This is a genomic window from Rhodobacter sp. P1_C2 (assembly GCF_056406375.1).
This window is the reverse complement of record NZ_JBFUAG010000003.1, coordinates 205,918-225,601: the sequence shown is the minus strand read 5'-3', so window position 1 is coordinate 225,601 and position 19,684 is coordinate 205,918. Positions and strand designations below refer to the sequence as shown.

Sequence of the window (19,684 nt, the reverse complement as noted above, 5' to 3'; positions counted from 1 at the left end):
AAGCCCGCGCCGGGGCTAAAGGCCCTCCGTCCTCATGGGGAGGGCCAAGTCTCCGCGACCTTGTAAAAAACGGAATGAAACATGAAAAATCTGCTTCCTGGCATCCTTGCCATGGCGATCATCGTCGTCGCCTCCAACATCCTCGTGCAGCACCCGATGGGCGCGTTCCTGACTTGGGGGGCGCTGACCTATCCGCTCAGCTTTCTGGTCAATGACATCACCAACCGGCTGCAGGGCGTGCGCGCGGCGCGGATCGTCGTGCTGGCGGGCTTTGTCGCCGGCCTGGTCTGCTCGGTCATCGGCACGCAGATCGTCGGCGAGTTCGGGCCGCTGGTCACCCTGCGCGTGGCCCTGGGTTCGGCCACGGCCTTCCTCGTCGGGCAATTGCTGGACGTGACGATCTTCGACCGCCTGCGCCGCGCCGAATGGTGGCGGGCACCGCTGGTCTCGACCCTGATGGGGTCGACCATCGACAGCGTGATCTTCTTCACCATCGCCTTTTCGGCCTCGCTGGTCTTTCTGGAGCCGGGAAATGACGTGTCCTGGGCCGCCGCTCCCGGGCCGCTTCTGGGCAGCGGACCGGTGGTTCCGTTCTGGGTTTCGCTGGCCGTTGCCGACTGGTGCGTAAAATTTGGGATCGCGCTCTTCGGATTGTTGCCCTTCCGCCTGTTTGTTGCGCGAATGAGCGTACGGCTAGCGTAAAACATTTTGACAAACACAAAATCTGTGCCAACCTGACCTCATCGGCAACAATTTCGAAAGGAGGTGATCCAGTGTCTAGAGTGATATTGGAGAGTGGTGTCGGGACAGCTGGAGGGCTCGTTTTCTAGGGGCAACCCCCTGAAAAAAGCCCTGAGGTTGGATGGATGCCCTAACTGGCCCATCTCCTTGGAACTCGGGAAGGGTCGCCGGCGAGGCGGCCCTTTCTCTTTTGAATCAATGACATGCTGCACATCACCGACTCCATCTTCATCGCTGACTGGGAATTGTCAGAGCAATTCATCCGCGCCTCGGGGCCGGGTGGGCAGAATGTGAACAAGGTTTCGACCGCGGTCGAGCTGCGCTTCGAGGCGGAACGCTCGCCGCATCTGACGCCGATGGTCAAGGCGCGGCTGAAGCGGCTGGCCGGGCGGCGCTGGACCAACGAGGGTGCCATCGTCCTGCAGGTCGAGGATACCCGCAGCCAGGCGCAGAACCGCGAGCTGGCCCGCGAAAGGCTGGCCGAGCTGATCCGCCAGGCTCTGGTGGTGCCCAAGCGGCGGGTGGCGACCAAGCCGACCTATGGCAGCATCCAGCGCCGGCTGGTGGCCAAGAAGGTGCGCAGCGGGGTCAAGGCCGGTCGCGCCGCCCCGGAAGACGAGGACTGAGCCGATTTTGGCGTTGTTCCTTTGCCGTGCCGTGCTACCCTCGCGCGAAAATCAGGGAGGGGATCATGGCGGACTGGGCGAAGATGCGCGACCTCTGGAAGAACGAGCGCGACAAGCATGTCAAGAAAGGCGCCGTGTCGGGCGTCAGCATCGGGGATGCGATCGATGCGGTCAACAAGGCGCGCAGCAAGGGCTATGGCACGCTGAACAACGCGCTGGACGGGTTGGAAAAGGACATCGGCAAGTACAAGGCGAAGATCGCCAAGACCGCGCCCGATCTGATCAAGTGGATGGACAAGACCCTCGCCGGCGCCATCAAGGAGACCCGGACCGAAGTTGCGCTGGACCTCGACAGTCTGAAATGGATGGTCGACAACATGCTGGCGGGCAGCCTGCTCAACATCCTGACGATCCTGCCCGACGACGGGAAGATCCGCAATGTTCTCAAGGTGATGAACGACAAGACCAATCCGGTCGACTGGAAGGATGCGGTCAAGGCGGTCAACATGTTCTATGTGATCGAGAACTATGGCGTCCTTCTGGCACAGCGCGCCAAGACCATGAAAGAGACGAAATGGGCGGCGCGTCTGCCCGGGCATGACGCCGATTATCAGGCCCTGATCGACTTTGCCGATATCGTGGTCGATGACGTCAAGCACACGGTCCAGTGGTCCAAGGCGACCTCGCTGGGCGAATGGGCCGACAAGATGAAAGAGATGAAGCAGAAGCAGACGGCGCTGGACCATCTGCCGCTGGCCCAGAAGGCGATGAAGCACCTGATGGCCTGACGCAGCGCGTCAGACCGTCACCGCCTGCGCCTGCTGCGCCCCCACGCCGAACACCCGCTTGTAGCGTTCGATCTCTGCCGGCGGCCCCATTGCCTTGTTGGGATTGTCCGAGAGTTTGACGGTCGGATGCCCATTGGCATAGGCCGCCTTGCAGACCAGCGAGAAGGGGGCCAGCGCGTCATTCGGCACGAGGCCCACGAAATCATTGGTCAGCATGGTGCCCCAGCCGAAAGAGACCTTGATCCGCCCGGCGAACTGGCGGTGCAGCTCCTCGATCTTGGCCACGTCCAGCCCGTCGGAGAAGATCACCAGCTTCTGGCGCGGGTCCTCGCCCTTTTCCTGCCACCAGCGGATCGCGATTTCCGCGCCATGGGCCGGGTCGCCGCTGTCGATGCGGATGCCGGTCCAGGAGGCGAGCCAATCGGGCGCGTGGCGCAAAAATCCTTCCGTGCCAAAGGTATCGGGCAGGATGATGCGCAGATTGCCCTCGTGTTCGTCCTGCCAGTCGGCCAGAACCTGATAGGGCGCCTGGGCCAGTTCGGCATCGTTGCGGGCGAGGGCGGCATAGACCATCGGCAGCTCATGCGCATTGGTGCCGATCGCCTCGATGTCGCGGCGTTGCGCGATCAGGCAGTTCGAGGTGCCGGTGAAGCGGTTCTCCAGCCCCTCCATCATCGCCTGGACCGCCCAGTCCTGCCAGAGGAAGGAGTGCCGGCGGCGGGTGCCGAAATCGGCGATCTTCAGCCCGTCGAGCGCGCGCAGCCGGGTGATCTTCTCCCACAGCTTGGTCATGGCGCGGGCATAAAGCACCTCGAGCTCGAACCGGCCGAGGCGTTGCAGCACGGCCCTTCCGCGCAGCTCCATCAGGACGGCGAGGGCGGGAATCTCCCAGAGCATGACCTCGTGCCAGCGCCCCTCGAAGGTCAGCTCGTACTGGCCGTCGTGTTTTTCCAGGTGATAGGGCGGCAGGCGCAGGCCCTCGAACCATTCCATGAAATCGGGGCGGAACATCTGGCGCTTGCCGTAGAACATGTTGCCGCGCAGCCAGGTGCTTTCGCCCCGGCTGAGCGAGAGCGAGCGGACATGGTCCAGCTGTTCGCGCAGCTCGCCCTCGTCGATCAGATCGGCCAGACGGATGCTGCGGTTGCGGTTCAACAGGCTGAACTGGACCTGCGTGTCGGGCCGGTTGCGGAAAATAGACTGACACATCAGCAGCTTGTAAAAGTCGGTGTCGATCAGGGACCGCACAATCGGGTCGATCTTCCAACGGTGGTTCCAGACTCTGGTAGCAAGATCGACCATGTTTGCGCTCCTCTTGGCGCAGACTATGGCAGGAAGGCTGTGGAAAGGTCAAAGCCCCTTCTTGCGCCGCAGCGGGATGTCGGAGGGGCAATGCACCTCGATCTCGGCCAGAAGATCGGCGCGCGCCAGGGGTTTGACGAGAAACCCGTCCAGCCCGGCGGCCCAGCAGGCGGCGCGATCCTCGCCAAAGGCATTGGCGGTGAGCGCCACGATCGGACAGCGGCGCAGGCCCTTGGTCACCTCGTAATTGCGGATTTCGCGGGTGGCCTGCAGCCCGTCCATCACCGGCATCGAGACATCCATCAGCACCAGATCCACCGCCCGCGCCCGGTAAAGATCAAGCGCCTGGGCGCCGTTTTCCGCCTCGATCAGGCTGGCGACCTGGTCCTTCAGCATCTTGCGCACGATCATCATGTTGGTGCGGTTGTCCTCGGCGATCATCACCCGCAGGCCGGGGCGCAGCGGCGAGGCGTTGCGCGGCTCCACCCCCGGCGCGACCCGCGTGGTGCGCGGCATCCGCGCATTCAGGGTGAAGACCGAGCCATGCCCGATCTGCGAGCTGACCGTGATGCCGCCGCCCATCTGTTCGGCCAGCATCGAGCAGATCGTCAGGCCGAGCCCCGTGCCGCCATATTGCCGCGAGATGCCGTCATCGGCCTGGCTGAAACTGTCGAAGATCCGCCCGATCCGATCCTGCGCAATGCCGATCCCGGTGTCGGCCACATCGATCCGCAGCATGTCACTCTCCACCCCGGGCGGATGAACCGTGATGGTGACCGCGCCCTCCCGGGTGAATTTCACCGCATTTCCGGCCAGGTTCAGCAGAATTTGCCGCAGCTTGCCCTCGTCGCCCAGAACGGTCACGTCCTGCGGCAGGACCAGACGCAGCTCCAGCTGCTTTTTCGCCGCCACGGGTTCGAGAATGCGCAGGATGCCGTTCAGCGCCGCCTCGAGCGAGAAGGGCCGGCTTTCCAGCGTGGATTTGCCCGACTGCAGCTTGGCGAGGTCGAGGATGTCGTTGATGATCTCCAGCAGGAGGCGGCCGGAGTCCACGATCGTATCGACATATTCGCGCTGTACGAGGTTCAGCTTGGTATCGGCCAGAAGCTCTGCCACGCCGATCACGCCATTCATCGGGGTGCGGATCTCGTGACTCATATTGGCCAGAAAGCGCGATTTCGCCTGGCCCGCTTCTTCCATCGCGGCATGGGCGCGGGCGAGTTCGTCCTGACGCTCCTTCGCTTCGGTGATGTCGCGTTCGACGGCAACCCGGTGGCGCAGCTGGCCCGTGTCGTCGAAGATCGGCGTGATCGAGGTTTCGACCCAGAACAGCCGGCCCGACTTGGACCGGTTGAGCACCTCGGCCCGGACCGGCCGGTTCTGCTGCAGCGCCAGATCCAGCTGCGCGGTGGTGTCCGGGTCGGTTTCCGGGGCATTGAGCACCTCGCCCGGCAGGCGCCCCAAAACCTCTTCCAGCGCATAGCCGGTGCTGCGAGAAAAGGCCTCGTTCACCCATTCGATCCGCCCATCGGGACCCGAGACGAGGATGCTGTCATTGGCATATCTTGCAACCAGGGCAAGGCGTTGGCTGTCCTGGCTCGACCTCGCAAGCTCGATCTGCGCCAGTTCCTGTTCGTGCTGATGCTTCAGCAGCGCATATTCGTTCTGCCGTCGCCGTCGATGACTTCGCTCGCTCACCCGGATGAAGAGGACCGAGATCGAGGTCAGCAGCACCAGCGCCGCTGCGAAAAAGCCATATTCCTGCGATGTGGCCAGCGAAGGCATGGCGAGGTCGAGCGCCATCAGCCCAAAGCCGGTCAGCGCGTAGAGCGCCAGCCGCACATCCGCCACGACGCGCAGATGCGGCCGGGTCAGGCCCGCGTTGACGATGGCGGCCACAAGACAGGCGGCGGCAAAAAAGCGGGATTCGTGCAGCGGGATGCTGCGCCAGATCAGCGCGACACTCAGCGCGGTCGTGGCCGACTGCACCCCGGCCGTCACCACCGCCGCGCGCAGCGGCCAAGGTCCCGCATCCCCGCCTTCCAGCCGGTGGATCACCCAGCGCAGGCAAAGCCCATCGACAGCCTCGCCGGCAAGGAGCAGCAGCGCCAGCACCATCCCGAGCGGCGGCGATTCCAGAAGGCCGATGATTCCCGCGCCGAACAGCGTCACGATCTGACGCTGCCAGAAAGCGGCGCCCCGACCCTGCGCATAGTGCAGAAGGCGGCCGCGCGGGCTTGTCCGGTCTTCGAAATGCGCGAGGTCGATCAGCGCTTCCGTGCGAAAGTCGCGGCTCTCCGCCATGCCAAGTCCTTCCTGGTCCTGAGCGGAGCCTAAGGCCTGCAGGGTTAAGGAAGGCTGAATGTCAGGGCAGCAAAGTGACTCCGGCCGCGGTCATCGCCTTTTCCTGCGCCGCCAGCGAGCCGCCAAGGTCGATGGCCCGGCAGGCGCCCATCAGCACGCTGGCGTCAAAGCCGCGTGCCCCCGCATCCAGCGCCGAAAAAGCCACGCAATAATCGGTCGCAAGGCCGACGAAGGTCAGCGTGGAAATGCCACGCCCGCGCAGGTAAGTCTCGAGCCCGGTTGGGGTTTTCTTGTCATTCTCGAACAGGGCGGAATAGCTGTCGATGGCGCTGCGAAAGCCCTTGCGCAGGATCATCTGTGCGGGATCGGTGCGCAGATCGGGGTGAAACAGCGCGCCCGTGCTGCCCTGGACGCAATGCGCGGGCCAGAGGGTCTGCATCCCGTAAGGCATCTCGATCTGGGTGAAGGGCGCGTGGCCCGGGTTGTTCGCGGCGAAAGACGAATGGTCGGCGGGGTGCCAGTCCTGGGTCAGGACGACGGTCTGAAATTCGTCCATCAAGGCGTTGATGCGGGGGATGATCGCGTCCCCTTCCGCCACGGCAAGGGCGCCGCCGGGGCAGAAATCGTTCTGCACGTCGATCACGATCAGGGCTTCGTTGCTTGGGCGCATCATGTCCTCCACAGTCTGGATCAGGGTTAGGCATGCGGGCGGCGGGGGTCAAGCGGGCGCACCTCTTGAGTTGGGCGGCGCGAAGGACTAAGGCGCGGCCATGATCATCATCGCGGCACTTTACCATTTCACCCCCTTTCCGGAGCCCGACGCCCTGCGCGGGCCGCTGCTGGCGCTTTGCCAGCAAGAGGGCATCAAGGGCACGCTTTTGCTGGCGGGTGAGGGGATCAATGGCACGGTCGCCGGAAGCCGCGCCGCGATTGATGCGCTTCTGGATGCAATCCGCGCCTTGCCGGGCTGTGCCGATCTGGTCTGGAAGGAAAGCCAGGCCGAGGCGAACCCTTTCACCCGCCTCAAGGTCCGCCTGAAGCGCGAGATCGTGACGCTGGGCGTCGAGGGCGTCGATCCTCTGGCCCGCGTCGGCCATCATGTGGCGCCGCAGGACTGGAATGCCCTCATCTCCGACCCCGATGTGGCGGTGATCGACACGCGCAATGGCTACGAAGTCTCGATCGGCAGTTTTGCGGGCGCCGTTGATCCCGGCACCAGCACCTTCCGCGAGTTCCCGAAATGGTGGCAGGACAACCGCGACAGGTTCGCCGGCAAGAAGATCGCGATGTTCTGCACCGGCGGGATTCGCTGCGAGAAATCAACCAACTACCTGCTGGGCGAGGGCGTGCCCGAGGTCTACCACCTGCAGGGCGGCATCCTGAAATACCTTGAGGAAGTTCCGCAGGAGGAAAGCCTCTGGCAGGGCGAATGTTTCGTCTTTGATGCCCGGGTCGCGGTGGGCCACGGACTGGCGCAAGGCACGGCGCGGATGTGCCGGGCCTGCGGGCATCCTTTCCTTGACGGCGCGCATTGCCCGGACTGTGGCCCCAAAACTTGATTGTAATGGTCACAAATTAGAATTTGACCCTGCGCGCGCACAGCGCCAGTTTCGCCCGACATTCCACCCGCTCCTGGGGGCCGCGCCATGCCGAAAACATCGATCTTCACCCCGATCCTGATCGCAGGCTGCGCGGTTCTGCTGCTGAACTTTGCGATCCGCGCCAGTTTCGGCGTGTTCCAGATCCCGATCGCGGCCGAGTTTGGCTGGCCCCGGTCGGATTTCTCGCTGGCGATTGCGGTGCAGAACCTGGCCTGGGGCATCGGCCAGCCGATCTTCGGCGCGCTGGGTGAGAAGTTCGGCGACCGCAAGGCGATCATCGCAGGCGCCCTGCTTTACGCTTTGGGGCTGGTGCTGTCGGCCTTTGCCACCACGCCGGGCACGATGCAGCTTCTGGAGATTCTCGTCGGTTTCGGCATCGCGGGCACCGGGTTCGGCCTGATCCTCGCCATTATCGGCCGCGCCGCAAAGCCCGAGCATCGCAGCCTGGCGCTCGGTATCGCCACGGCGGCGGGCTCGGCAGGCCAGGTGGTGGGCGCGCCCACGGCGCAGCTTTTGCTGCAGCATTACCACTGGCAGACCGTCTTCGGCATCTTCGCCGTGGTGATCCTGGTCACACTTTTCGCGCTGCCCTTCCTGAAAGGCGCGCCGATGGCCAGCAAGGCCGAGCTGGAGGAAAGCCTCGGCACCGTCCTGATCCGCACCTTCAAGGACCCGTCTTATGCGATGATTTTCATGGGGTTCTTCTCCTGCGGCTATCAGCTGGGCTTCATCACCGCGCATTTCCCGGCCTTCGTCACCGAACGCTGCGGCGCGATCGATCCGACCGGGATTCTGGCCGGGATCGGGATTTCCTCGACCTCGATCCTGGGGGCGGTGGCGATTTCGGTGATCGGGCTCTTCAACATCGCGGGCTCGATCCTCGCCGGGCTGATGGGCAAGCGCTATTCGAAGAAATACCTGCTGGCGGGGATCTATACCGGGCGGACCATCGCCTCGGTCCTTTTCATCATGCTGCCGATGACACCGGGGTCGGTCCTGCTGTTTTCGGCGGTGATGGGGGCGATGTGGCTGGCGACGGTGCCGCTGACCTCGGGCCTCGTCGCGCATCTGTACGGGCTGCGCTACATGGGGACGCTTTATGGCTTCGTCTTCCTCAGCCACCAGATCGGCAGCTTCCTTGGCGTCTGGCTCGGCGGGCGGATGTATGACCTGACCGGGGATTACACCATGGTCTGGTGGATCGGCATCGGCGTCGGGGCGTTTTCGGCGCTGATCCACCTGCCGATCCGCGAGCGGATGGTGGCCGTCCCCGCCTGACGCTTCCCAAGCCCCGGGCTTTCCGTTATCGCGAGGGAAATGCCCGAGGATGCCATGACCGAAGCCCCAAGCCGCCCGATCGAGGTGATCGCCCCCAACCTCAAGCGTCGCCTGTCGGGGGTGACGGCGACGGTGGTGCGGCTGATCCCGATCCAGGCGCGGATGATCGGGATTGTCGCGACCGGGCCGGGTCTGCCGCCCGAGGTGCCGCATATCCCGCTGTGGCGCCTGCCCTTTCTGTCGCGCAGGCGCTGGCGGGTCTGGCATGCGCGGCGCAATACGGAAATGGCCTTGGGCCTGATCCTTCGGCATCTGTTCCTCTGCAGGTTCCGGCTGCTTTTCACCTCGGCCGCGCAGCGCCATCACAAGGGCTTCACCCGCTGGATGATCGCGAAGATGGACCGCGTGGTGGCAACATCCGAGCGGGCGAAGTCCTATCTGAAAGTGCCCTCCACCGTGGTCATGCATGGCGTGGACACCGGGATTTTCCACCCCGCCGCCGACCGGGCCGCCCTGCGCGAAAGCTTGGGGATTGCGCCGGATGCGGTGGTTCTGGGCTGTTTCGGCCGGGTCCGCGCGCAAAAGGGTGTCGATCTGCTGGTCGATGCCGCCTGCGCCCTTCTGCCCTCGCGCCCGAAGGTCCGTATCCTCTTCACCGGAAGGGTGACCGAGGACAACAAGGCCTTCCACGAGGAACAGCTTGCCAGGCTCAAGGCCGCCGGCATCGCCGACCGGGTGAGTTTCCTGGGTGAGATCCCCTGGGCCGAGGTGGTGCGCCATTATCAGGCGCTGGATCTTTTCGTGGCGCCTGCGCGGTGGGAGGGTTTCGGCCTGACGCCCCTGGAGGCGATGGCCTGTGCGGTTCCCGTCGTCGCCTCCCGCGTCGGCGCTTTCGAGACGCTGATCACGCCGCAGGTCGGCTCTTTGGTGGCAGCGGGGGATGCGGCGGCGCTGACCGGGGCGCTGGCGGTCTGGATCGACAATCCCGCCCTTCTGACCTCGGGCGGCGAGGCGGCGCGCGCCCATGTGCTGGCCCGCCACCGGATCGAGGATGAGGCGGCGACCCTGGTGGGCATCTACCGCCAGATGCTGGAACAGCCGTGACGCGGCTGGGGTTCTACCTCGCCCGGACCTTCCGGCAAGAGGCGCCTCTGGCCGCGATGGGTCTGCCCATGGCGCAGGTTCTGGCGCAGATGCAGGGGCGGATCGCGCTGGTCGGCAATGCGCAAAGCCTTGGCAAGGCGCAGTTCGGGGCCGAGATCGACGCCGCCGACCTCATCCTGCGGATCAACCGCGCACCGATGCCGAGTGTTGCCAGTCACGGCAGCCGCACCGATGTTCTGTGCCTCGCCACCAGTCTGGACGCCGCAAGCCTTGCCCGGCTGAACCCGCGCCTCGTGCTCTGGATGTCGCACAAGCGCAAGCGGCTGCCCTGGGACGTGGCCAGCCATCCCGGCTTTGCCCTGCCGCCTCGGGAAGATTTCTTCCGGCTCAAGGCGCTGTTGCAGGCGCCGCCGACCACCGGGCTGATGATGATCGACATGCTTTCGCGCAGCCCGGCCACTTCTGTTGCGCTTTACGGTTTCGATTTCTTCGCCAGCCTCTCGCTCTCCGGTCGCAGGACGGCGGCGCAGGTGCCGCATGACTTTGCCGCCGAGCGCGGCTTTGTCGAGGCTTTGATGGCGCGCGACCCGCGCTTTACCCTGAAGTCTCCTCCGCTTTAACGGAATAATCCCTGCGGCAGCGGAGAGTTGGCGCTTTGCCCCATTCGCCCCTTTCGCCCCCCGCGCGCATAGGCTAAGGCGCAACCGTCTTTGACATGAAGGAGAACCCCGATGGGCTATAAGGTCGTCGTCGCGGGTGCCACGGGCAACGTGGGCCGCGAAATGCTGAACATCCTCGCCGAGCGCGAGTTCCCGGTTGACGAGATTGCCGCGCTGGCATCGCGAAAATCGCTGGGCACTGAAATCAGCTTTGGCGACAAGACCGTCAAGACCAAGGACCTTGAGACTTTCGATTTCACCGGCTGGGACATTGCCCTGTTTGCCGTGGGGTCGGAGGCGACCAAGATCTATGCGCCCAAGGCCGCGGCGGCGGGCTGCATCGTGATCGACAACTCCTCGCTCTACCGCTACGACAGCCAGATCCCGCTGATCGTGCCGGAAGTGAATGCCGATCAGATTTTCATGTACAAGAACAAGAACATCATCGCCAACCCCAACTGCTCCACCGCGCAGATGGTCGTGGCGCTGAAGCCCTTGCATGACCGCGCCAGGATCAAGCGCGTCGTGGTCTCCACCTACCAGTCGGTTTCCGGCGCGGGCAAGGAAGGCATCGACGAGCTTTGGGACCAGACCAAGGGCCTTTACGTCCCCGGTCAGGAAGTGGCGCCGAAGAAGTTCACCAAGCAGATCGCCTTCAACGTGATCCCGCAGATCGACGTTTTCCTGGACTCGGGCGAGACCAAGGAAGAGTGGAAGATGGTGGCCGAGACCAAGAAGATCCTCGATCCGGCAATCAAGGTCGTGGCGACCTGCGTCCGGGTTCCGGTCTTCGTCGGCCATTCCGAGGCGATCAACATCGAGTTCGAAGAGCCGCTGGACTGGCAGGAAGCGCAGGACATCCTGCGCGAGGCGCCGGGCATCCTGCTTGTCGACAAGCGCGAGCCGGGTGGCTACATCACGCCGATCGAATGCGTCGGCGAATATGCCACCTATATCAGCCGCGTCCGCCAGGATTCGACGGTCGAAAACGGCCTGTCGCTGTGGTGCGTCTCGGACAACCTGCGCAAGGGCGCGGCCCTGAACGCGGTGCAGATCGCCGAACTTCTGGGCAGCAAGGTCCTGAAGAAGGGCTGAACCGGCCGGAGTGATTGGACAAGGCCCTGCCGCAAGGTGGGGCCTTTTTCCTTGGCCTCAGCCGCCCTCCAGCGCCGCGACGAAAGCGTTGAACAGCTTGCGCATCGCGGGTTTTTTGTAGGGAAACACCTCGGCGCTGTCCATGTCATGGACGATCATCGCGACATCGAGTTCAAAGACCAGAAGCCGCCCGTCCGGCAGTTCGGCGCAATCGATGCCGAAATAATCGAGGCCGATCGCCTCGGCCAATCCGGCAAAGGCCTGGGCGTGGCGCGTCGCAAAGCCGGTGTCGAAATCCGCCATCCAGGCCGCCTCGATCGCACGCCTGCCGGGGTTCGTCTCCATCGCGGCATTGAGGTAATGCACCATCCAATGCGGCGACGCGGCCATGTGGCTGGCAAAGGGTTGCCCCTTGATCAGAACGACCCGCGCCTTGGCATAAAGCCCGTCCGCGCCGCGATAATCGATGAAGGGGGCGGTGAAGAACTCCTCCCCCGGGTGGGTGGCGAGGAAAGCTTCCAGATCCTCGGTCGTCTCCACCTTCGCCAGACCCTGCCCGGCGTGCGAGCCGAGCGGCCGGATCACCGCGGGAAAGTCGAAGAACCGCCGCGCCCGGACGGCGGCGATCAGCATGAAGCGGCTGACGCGGCGGGTCTGCGGGCAAAGAAGCCCCGGCACCTCGGCCAGAAGGTCGCTGACCCGGTCGCGGCTGAGGCGGGCGATCAGGGCGGGGGCGTTGTTGATCACCCGGCCGGGATGGTCTTTCAAAAGGCGCGCGAGGTTGGCCAGGACCGGCGCGTTCTGCGGCCCTTCGCCGACCGCCATGAAGATCACGTCATGCGGCGGCAGATCGTCGAGGGTTTCGGTCGCCTCATCGACAAAATGCTGGATCAGCACGGCATCCGACCCGGCCAGCAGGAAGTCGATCGGCGTATTGGCCATGAAATCGCCCGGCGTCACCAGGGCCAGAACCCTTGGACCGGTGCCCGCGCCGTGGATCACCTCGTAACTCGGCTGCAGCTGCACGGCGGCGCGCTGCATCACCCGCCCCTCCGCGGCCAGATCGCCGCCCTGCGCCATGAGCAGCGTCGACAGATCCATCGCGGCGCCGGGATCGGCGACCTCTGCCGCGGCGCGGGCGATCAGCTGCGCCGCCAGCGGCGTCAGATCGACCTGCGCATAAAGCTGGCTGAGGATCGCAGCCGGGCCAAGGCTGCGGCTGAGGGGCCTGCGAAAGGCTGCGGGATCGGCATGCTGCATGGGCGCTCCTTCTGATGCGTGCCTCAGGGCTACCGCAGCAAAATGAACGAGTGGTTTAAAGCGCCGATCCCGCCCTTGTTAATTCCGCCTCAGGCGCCGGCGGCTTTCAGCGCCTTTTCCAGATCCTCGGCCTGTTCGCATTTGCCGCAGAGGCCCTGCAGCTTGGCGAGGTTGGCCTTGGCCTTGTCGATCTTGCCGGTGGTGATGAACAGCTCGCCCTGATATTCCAGCGCGCCCAGATGGTTGGGGTTGATCTTCAGCACGGTCAGATAGGCCTTGTCGCTGTCCGACAGCTGGCCGAGCTTGCGATAGGTGAAGCCGAGCAGGTTCCATGCGTCGGCGTTCTTGGGGTCTTCCTTGGTCACGTTCATCAGCTTGGGCAGGGCGGCGGCGAAATTGCCCTCGTTCACCATGGCCTTGGCCTCGTCATAGGCCGAGGCGGTCGGGCTGGCGGCGGCGCTGCCGTCGTCGGTGCCAGCGGCCATCACCGGCGCGGCGAGGACAGAGAAAATGGCCAGAATGCCCACCAGAAAGCTGCTGAAAATATGCGTCATCGGAAGTCTCCTTGTTGATCTTGGCCAGAATGATACGGTGGTTCGGCAAATTTCCGGCTTCAAGCCTGCGTGACGGCCTTCAGGCCAGACCTTCGCCAGCGAGAACCTGCCGGATCGAGGTCGCACATTTCGTGACGATCTCGTCCAGTTCGGCGTCGCTGCAATTGTAGGGCGGGGCGAGAATCACGATATCCCCGTTCACGCCATCCACATTGCCACTGACCGGGTAGCACACAAGCCCGTTTTCCATGGCCTGCGCCCTAATCTTCAGCGCCAGCTGGCGCGCGGCGGGAAAGGCGGCCTTGCTGGCCCGGTCGGCGACCAGTTCGGCGCAGATGAAATGGCCGCGGCCGCGGATGTCGCCCAGGGCCTCGACCCCCGACAGGGCCTCGGCCAGCCAGGATTGCAGCCGGGGGCCGTTGGCGGCGACGCGGGGCAGCAGATCTTCCCGGTCGATGATCTTCTGCACCGCCACCGCGGCGGCACAGGCGGCGGTGTGGCCGGAAAAGGTGTGCCCGGTGCCAAAGGCCCCGTCGCGGGCGCGGATCACCTGCCAGACGGCCGTGGTGCAGATGGCGGCGCCCAGCGGCAGGTAGCCCGCGGCGAGGCCCTTGGCGACCGACATGATGTCAGGCTCCACCCCGTCATGGGCCAGCGCGCGCCAGGTGCCGGTGCGGCCCGCGCCACACATCACCTCATCCGCGATCATCAGGATGCCGTAACGGCTGCAGATCTCGCGCACGCGCCTGGCATAACCTGCGGGCGCAGGAACGCAGCCGCCGGCGGCGCCGACGACGGGTTCGAAGATGAAGGCGGCGATGGTCTCCGGCCCCTCGCGCAGGATGGCGGCCTCCAGTTCGGCGGCGCAGGCCTCGCCCAGGGTTTCGGGCGTGGCACCGAGGATCGGGCGGTAGTCATTGGCGGGCGAAAGCTTGATCGAGGGGATGAAGGCGCCCTCATAGGCCGCCGTCCTTTCGGCAAAGCCCGAAACCCCCAAGGCGCCCAGGGTGTTGCCATGCCAGGACCGCTGGCGCGAGATGAAACGGCGGCGCGATTTCTGGCCATTGGCGGTATGGTATTGCAGCGCGATCTTGAGGCAGCTTTCCACCGCCTCCGACCCGCCGGTGACAAAGACCATCTCGTGCAGCGTCCCGCCGCAACGGGCGCGGATGATCTCGGTCAGTTCCTCCAGCGCGTCGGTGGTGAAGTTGTAGCGGTAGCCATGCGCGATCGAGGTCATCTGGGCCATGACGGCGGCGTTCACCTCGTCATTGGCATGGCCAAGGCAATAGACCGCAGGCCCGCCCGAGCCGTCGATATATTGCTTGCCGTTCATGTCCCACAGGTAACTGCCCTTGGCGCGGATCACCTTGGGCAGGCCGTCGGTGGCTTTGAGATGTTCGGTCTTGGCGTGGCTGGTCGGCATGGTCGGCTCCTGTTTGGGCGGAGAGTGGCAGGCGGCGGCGGGGCCAGCAAGGGGGCAAAGCCGCTTGCCCGAAAGGGCCGGCGGGCCTAGGCTCAGGCCAATTACAGGAGAATTTTCATGCGCATCACCCTTGGCCTTTTGGCCCTTGTCCCGCTTTCGATTCCCGTGCCGCTTTGGGCGGATACCGTCCTGGCGACCAGCCATATCACCGCCGTGACCATCTACCCGCAGGGCGCGCAGATCACCCGCGAGGTGAGTTTCGACGCCCCGCCCGGCGCGCATGAGCTTTTGATCACCGATCTGCCCGCCAAGGTCGCGCCGGTGATTTTCCGCCTCACCTCGCCGGATGCGACCGTGGGGGCCTTTGCGATGCGCACCGACCGCCTGCCGCCCCGCACCGCGCCGACCACCCCGGCGATGGAGGCGGCCAAGGCCGGCGTCAAGGCGGCGGAGGCCGATCTCGCCAAGGCGCAGGGCGCCGTCGATGCGATCTCTGCCCAGGTCGAGGCGCAGCAGGCCCAGATCGCCTTTCTGACCGGGTTGAAGCTGGACGGGGCCGGGGCTACGGCCGAGGGGCTGACCGCGATCGCCGACATGGTGCAGACCAAGGTTCTGGCCGCACGGCAGGCGGCGCAGGCCGCCAGTCTTGGCCTGCCCGCAGCACAGGAGGGCGTGACGACCGCGCAAGAGGCGCTCGACAAGGCCAAGGCCGCAGAGGCGGCCCTGTCCATGGGGGATGAGGATTACGCAGCCCTTTCGGTCGCCGTCACCAGCACGGGCAAGGGCGGCCATCTGACCGTGACGCATTACATGGAGGATGCCTCCTGGCTGCCGATCTACTACATGGCACTCGACCGCAAGGCACCGAAGCTGACGGTGGACCGCGGAGTCCTGGTCAGTCAGGCGACCGGCGAGGATTGGACGGGGGTCGATCTGACCCTTTCCACCGCGCGCCCCGGGGAACGGTCCACCGCATCGCTGCTTTTCCCCGAGCGGAAGCAATTCGTCCCGCCGAGCCGCGGGCTCGCCGCGGGGGCTGCGGAGGACATGTCCTCGGCGGAGCCGATGATTGCCGCCGAACCCGCGCCCGTGGTGTCGAAAACCGTGGCGGCTGGGATGAATTATCAGGGCGACACCGTGGTCTATCACTATCCCGAACCTGTCGATGTGGCCACGGGCGTCGAGAATCTTCGACTTGCGCTGGACGAGTTGACCTTCACGCCCGAGATTCAGGCCGTCGCCGTGCCCCGCTATGACCAAACGGCCTTTCTGGTCGCCAAGTTGACCAACACCGCGAAGGAAGTCCTGCTGCCGGGCACTGCGCTGTTCACCCGCGACGGCGCCTTGGTCGGTGGCGCGGAACTGGAGGCCTTGGCCCCCGGCGGCAAGGTGGACCTTGGCTTTGGTGCTATCGAGGGGCTGAAGCTGACCCGCGACATGCCCCTGCGGGCCGAGGGCGACCGGGGGATCTTCACCTCCTCGACCCAGATCGAGGAGAAGGCGGTGCTGAAGGTCGAAAACCTGACGGACGAGGCCTGGCCCATCCATCTGCTGGATAAGGTGCCCTATTCGGAAACCGAGGATATCAAGATCACCTATACCGCCGATCCCGGGGTCACGACGGAAGATGTCGATGGCCAGCGCGGCATCCTCGCCTGGGATTTCGACCTTGGCCCGAAGGAGACGAAGGAGGTCAAGCTCGACAGCGTGATCTCCTGGCCGCAGGGCAAAGAGGTGGAGTAGGCGTCAGACGAACTCCACCTGCCGGTTCCACTGGATCAGGACGACGCAGCCATCCTCGGACCAGACCGAATGCACGCTGCCTTCGGGGTTGAGGACCAGCGAGCCGGTCGGATAGGTGCCGCGTTCGTCGCTCTGGCTGCCTTCCAGCACGAGGATCGTCTCCAATCCGCGGTGAAGATGCCGTGGCACCCCTGCGCCGGGGGCATAGCGCAGCAGGGCCACGGCAGGCTCGCCGGTCAGGATCGGCGAGATTTCGACGCCCTCGCGAAAGGGCTCATAGACGGCATCGCGCCAGGTTTCCGGCAGAAAGCCCGAAAGGGAGAAGGGGTCAGACACCAAGCGCCTCCAGCACCGATGCGGTGGGGGCGGTCCAGCCGACGATGGCCCCCTGCGCACGGATCATCTCAAGTGTGGCGGCCTTGAAGGCGGGGAAATAGCTTTCCGTCGCATCCTCGACCAGAAGACAGGCAAAGCCGCGGTCATTGGCCTCGCGCATCGTGGTTTGCACGCAGACCTCGGTGGTCACACCCGCAAACAGCAGGGTCGTGGTGCCGAGGCGGGCGAGGTCATCGGTCAGCGAGGTGGCGTAGAAGGCGCCCTTGCCGGGCTTGTCGATGACGATCTCGCCGGGCAGGGGGGCGAGTTCGGGGATGATGCCCGCGCCGGGCTCCCCCGCAATCAGGATGCGGCCCATCGGGCCCGCGTCGCCGATCCGCAAGGAGGGGTTGCCGCGCAGGCGTTTCAGTGGCGGGCAGTCCGACAGGTCGGGCGCGTGGCATTCGCGGGTGTGGATTACCGGGATGCCGGCGGCGCGGCATCCGGCCATCAGGGCCGAGGCCGCGGGGATCAGCGCCCGCAACAGGCTGACATCATTGCCCAAAGTCTCGCCAAATCCGCCCGGTTCCATGAAGTCGCGCTGCATGTCGATGACGATCAGCGCCGTGGTCGCAGGGTCGAAGGCGAAGGGGAAGGGCAGGGCGCCCGCGATCTCTGCCATCAGGCGTGGCCTCCCATATGGTGGCCGATGGTGGCAAGATCTGCCGCCGCGGCCGGGGTCTCGAAGGTGATGCGGCCTTCGGACATCACCAGAATGCGGTCGGACAGCTCCATCACCTCATCCAGATCCTCACTCATCAGAAGGACGGCGGCACCGGCGTTGCGCGCGGTCATGATGCGGGCGCGAATCTCGGCCACGGCGGCGAAATCGAGACCAAAACAGGGGTTGGAGACGACCAGCAACTTGACCTCTCCCGTCAGTTCCCGTGCCAGAACCGCGCGCTGCACATTGCCGCCCGAAAGCGCGGCGATAGGGGTGTCGAGCGAGGCGGTCTTGACCTTGAAAGCATCGACGAGCTTCGCCGCCTGATCGCGCATCTGCGCGCCCGACAGCCAGAAGCGGTTTGCCGCCCCTTTGAGGTCAAAGCTGCGGAAGGCGATGTTTTCGGTCACGCTCATCTTGCCGGCGCAGGCGTTGCGCAGGGGTTCTTCGGGCAGATAGCGGACGGCGAGCGCCTGCGCCTCGGGCCGTGTCGCGTGATAGGGCTGGCCGTTCACGCGGATATCACCGGAGGAGGGGCGCTGGCCGGTCAGAACCTCCATCAGCTCCATCTGGCCATTGCCCGAGATGCCCGCGATGCCGACGATCTCGCCGGATTTGACCGTCAGATCGGCGATGGAGATCTCTTTCAGGCCCGACCTATCCCGCGCGGTGACGCCCTTGACCGTCAGAACCTCGGCCCCGGCCTCGCCCTTGCGCGGCAAGGGGGTGCGGGCGGCGGAGGTGCCGATCATCATGGCGGCCATGTCAGCATGGCTGAGGTCCGCGACCTTGCCCTTGCCGACCAGCCTGCCCCGCCGCAGCACCGAGACCTCATCGGCAAAGGCGGTCACTTCGCGGAACTTGTGGGTGATCATCAGCACCGAAATCTCGCCTGCCGTGCAGAGGGCGCGAACATGGCCCAAGACCTCATCCGCCTCATCCGGGGTCAGCACCGAGGTCGGCTCGTCCAGGATAAGAAAGCGGCGACCAAGGTAAAGCTGCTTGAGGATTTCAAGCTTCTGCTTCTCCCCGGCCGCCAGTCGGGAGATCGGTTGATCGAGCGGCACCTTGAAGGGCATCGCGGCCATGAAGGCGGCGAGGTCGCGGCTTTCCTTGGCCCAGTCGATCACGGCGGGCGTGTCGCGGCGGCTGATCACCAGATTCTCGGCCGCGGTCAGCGAGGGGACGAGGGTGAAATGCTGGTAGACCATGCCCAGACCCATCGCATGGGCATCGCGCGGGTCGGCGATCTGCGCCTCTTTCCCGCCGACGATCATCTGGCCCGATGTGGCGTGGTAAAACCCCATCATGCACTTGACGAGGGTGGATTTTCCGGCGCCATTCTCGCCCAGCAGGGCATGAAAGCTGCCGGGGGCGATGTGGATCGAGACATCCTCCAGCGCCGTGAAACCGCCGAAGCGCATGGTCATGCCAAGGGTCGAAACCTCCAGCGCGCCGGGGAGGACGGGGTCCGCGCCAATGACACTCATGCCAGCCCCGCGATCAGGGCGGCGCTGTCGCTGACCGCGCCAAAGACACCGCCCTGCATGGTGACCATCTTCAGCGCCGCCGCATGGTTGCCCGCATCGGTGGCGCCGCAGCAATCCGAGACGATCAGGCATTCAAAGCCGCGGTCATTGGCCTCGCGCATGGTGGTGGAGACGCAGACATCGGTGGTGATGCCGGTCAGGATCAGGTTCTGGATGCCCTTGGTGCGCAGGATCAGCTCCAGGTCGGTGGCGCAGAAGCTGCCCTTGCCGGGCTTGTCGATGATCACTTCGCCGGGCAGGGGGTAAAGCTCGGGGATGATGTCCCAGCCCGGCTCGCCCCGGATCAGGATCTTGCCGCAGGGGCCGGCGTCACCGATGCCGGCGCCGATCTGCTGGCTGCGCCAGCGCTTGTTGGGCGGCAGGTCGGCGAGGTCGGGGCGGTGGCCCTCACGGGTGTGGATGATCATGTAGCCCTTCTCCCGCATCGCGGCGAGCAGCGCCTTGATCGGGCCGATCGGCGCCTGGGTCATCGACAGGTCATAGCCCATCATGTCGACATAGCCGCCCTTGCCGCAGAAATCGGTCTGCATGTCGATGATGATCAGCGCGGTGTTCTCAGGCCGCAGATCGCCGTTCCAGGGCCAGGCATAGGGGGTCGAAGGGATGGTGGACAT

At 65.1% G+C, this 19,684-nt stretch carries 19 protein-coding genes; 9 read left to right on the top strand and 10 right to left on the bottom strand.

Features of this window, described 5'->3' with window-relative positions:
- Positions 1-81: 81 nt before the first annotated feature.
- The 3 genes from AC1DZT_RS06070 (at position 82) to AC1DZT_RS06060 (ending at position 2,155) form a co-directional block, all read left to right on the top strand.
- Positions 82-702 (top strand): queuosine precursor transporter, encoded by a 621-nt coding sequence (locus AC1DZT_RS06070; RefSeq protein ID WP_478005715.1) that lies wholly within the window; start codon positions 82-84, stop codon positions 700-702.
- 242 nt (positions 703-944) lie between these two features.
- Positions 945-1,367: an alternative ribosome rescue aminoacyl-tRNA hydrolase ArfB gene (gene arfB / locus AC1DZT_RS06065; protein ID WP_478005714.1), complete on the top strand. Its 423-nt coding sequence runs from the start codon at positions 945-947 to the stop codon at positions 1,365-1,367.
- 65 nt (positions 1,368-1,432) lie between these two features.
- Positions 1,433-2,155, top strand: coding sequence for a hypothetical protein (locus tag AC1DZT_RS06060; protein ID WP_478005713.1), 723 nt, complete (start codon positions 1,433-1,435; stop codon positions 2,153-2,155).
- A gap of 9 nt (positions 2,156-2,164) precedes the next feature.
- Here the strand turns inward: AC1DZT_RS06060 and pncB are convergent, their stop codons facing one another.
- From pncB to pncA, 3 genes are all read right to left on the bottom strand, one after another.
- Positions 2,165-3,457, bottom strand: coding sequence for a nicotinate phosphoribosyltransferase (gene pncB / locus AC1DZT_RS06055; RefSeq protein WP_478005712.1), 1,293 nt, complete (start codon positions 3,455-3,457; stop codon positions 2,165-2,167).
- Positions 3,458-3,505: 48 nt separating this feature from the next.
- Positions 3,506-5,761, bottom strand: a complete 2,256-nt coding sequence (locus AC1DZT_RS06050) for a PAS domain-containing hybrid sensor histidine kinase/response regulator (RefSeq protein WP_478005711.1) — start codon at positions 5,759-5,761, stop codon at positions 3,506-3,508.
- 61 nt (positions 5,762-5,822) lie between these two features.
- Entirely contained in the window at positions 5,823-6,431 is a 609-nt protein-coding gene (gene pncA, locus AC1DZT_RS06045) for a bifunctional nicotinamidase/pyrazinamidase (protein WP_478005916.1), read from the bottom strand.
- Positions 6,432-6,531: 100 nt separating this feature from the next.
- Here pncA and trhO point away from each other — a divergent pair, with 100 nt between their 5' ends.
- The 5 genes from trhO (at position 6,532) to AC1DZT_RS06020 (ending at position 11,498) form a co-directional block, all read left to right on the top strand.
- Positions 6,532-7,320, top strand: coding sequence for an oxygen-dependent tRNA uridine(34) hydroxylase TrhO (gene trhO, locus AC1DZT_RS06040; RefSeq protein WP_478005710.1), 789 nt, complete (start codon positions 6,532-6,534; stop codon positions 7,318-7,320).
- An 87-nt stretch (positions 7,321-7,407) separates the two neighbouring features.
- Complete coding sequence (locus tag AC1DZT_RS06035) at positions 7,408-8,640, top strand: MFS transporter (protein ID WP_478005709.1); 1,233 nt, start codon at positions 7,408-7,410, stop codon at positions 8,638-8,640.
- A gap of 54 nt (positions 8,641-8,694) precedes the next feature.
- On the top strand, positions 8,695-9,744 hold the full coding sequence (locus tag AC1DZT_RS06030; RefSeq protein ID WP_478005708.1) for a glycosyltransferase family 4 protein: 1,050 nt from the start codon (positions 8,695-8,697) through the stop codon (positions 9,742-9,744).
- Complete coding sequence (locus tag AC1DZT_RS06025; protein WP_478005707.1) at positions 9,741-10,364, top strand: glycosyltransferase family 29 protein; 624 nt, start codon at positions 9,741-9,743, stop codon at positions 10,362-10,364. The genes AC1DZT_RS06030 and AC1DZT_RS06025 overlap by 4 nt, the downstream gene beginning before the upstream one ends.
- A gap of 111 nt (positions 10,365-10,475) precedes the next feature.
- Entirely contained in the window at positions 10,476-11,498 is a 1,023-nt protein-coding gene (locus tag AC1DZT_RS06020; RefSeq protein ID WP_478005706.1) for an aspartate-semialdehyde dehydrogenase, read from the top strand.
- Between the two features lie 57 nt (positions 11,499-11,555).
- Here the strand turns inward: AC1DZT_RS06020 and AC1DZT_RS06015 are convergent, their stop codons facing one another.
- The 3 genes from AC1DZT_RS06015 to AC1DZT_RS06005 all read right to left on the bottom strand — a co-directional run bounded on the left by AC1DZT_RS06015 (position 11,556) and on the right by AC1DZT_RS06005 (position 14,738).
- A complete protein-coding gene (locus AC1DZT_RS06015; protein ID WP_478005705.1) occupies positions 11,556-12,758 on the bottom strand; it encodes an ATP-grasp domain-containing protein in 1,203 nt (400 codons plus the stop codon).
- An 89-nt stretch (positions 12,759-12,847) separates the two neighbouring features.
- On the bottom strand, positions 12,848-13,312 hold the full coding sequence (locus AC1DZT_RS06010) for a tetratricopeptide repeat protein (protein ID WP_478005704.1): 465 nt from the start codon (positions 13,310-13,312) through the stop codon (positions 12,848-12,850).
- A 79-nt stretch (positions 13,313-13,391) separates the two neighbouring features.
- A complete protein-coding gene (locus tag AC1DZT_RS06005) occupies positions 13,392-14,738 on the bottom strand; it encodes an aspartate aminotransferase family protein (protein ID WP_478005703.1) in 1,347 nt (448 codons plus the stop codon).
- Between the two features lie 117 nt (positions 14,739-14,855).
- Between AC1DZT_RS06005 and AC1DZT_RS06000 the strand changes: the two genes are divergently transcribed.
- Complete coding sequence (locus AC1DZT_RS06000) at positions 14,856-16,481, top strand: DUF4139 domain-containing protein (RefSeq protein ID WP_478005702.1); 1,626 nt, start codon at positions 14,856-14,858, stop codon at positions 16,479-16,481.
- A gap of 3 nt (positions 16,482-16,484) precedes the next feature.
- On the opposite strand, the gene AC1DZT_RS05995 is transcribed toward AC1DZT_RS06000, so the two are convergent.
- From AC1DZT_RS05995 to biuH, 4 genes are read right to left on the bottom strand one after another with little or no spacing between them, the layout of a single operon-like run.
- Complete coding sequence (locus AC1DZT_RS05995; protein ID WP_478005701.1) at positions 16,485-16,817, bottom strand: cupin domain-containing protein; 333 nt, start codon at positions 16,815-16,817, stop codon at positions 16,485-16,487.
- Complete coding sequence (locus tag AC1DZT_RS05990; protein WP_478005700.1) at positions 16,810-17,478, bottom strand: cysteine hydrolase family protein; 669 nt, start codon at positions 17,476-17,478, stop codon at positions 16,810-16,812. Before AC1DZT_RS05990 ends, AC1DZT_RS05995 begins: the two co-directional genes overlap by 8 nt.
- Positions 17,478-19,010, bottom strand: a complete 1,533-nt coding sequence (locus AC1DZT_RS05985; RefSeq protein ID WP_478005699.1) for an ABC transporter ATP-binding protein — start codon at positions 19,008-19,010, stop codon at positions 17,478-17,480. Before AC1DZT_RS05985 ends, AC1DZT_RS05990 begins: the two co-directional genes overlap by 1 nt.
- The gene (biuH, locus tag AC1DZT_RS05980; RefSeq protein ID WP_478005698.1) at positions 19,007-19,684 is read right to left on the bottom strand and encodes a biuret amidohydrolase; all 678 of its coding nucleotides are present in this window, start codon (positions 19,682-19,684) and stop codon (positions 19,007-19,009) included. The genes AC1DZT_RS05985 and biuH overlap by 4 nt, the downstream gene beginning before the upstream one ends.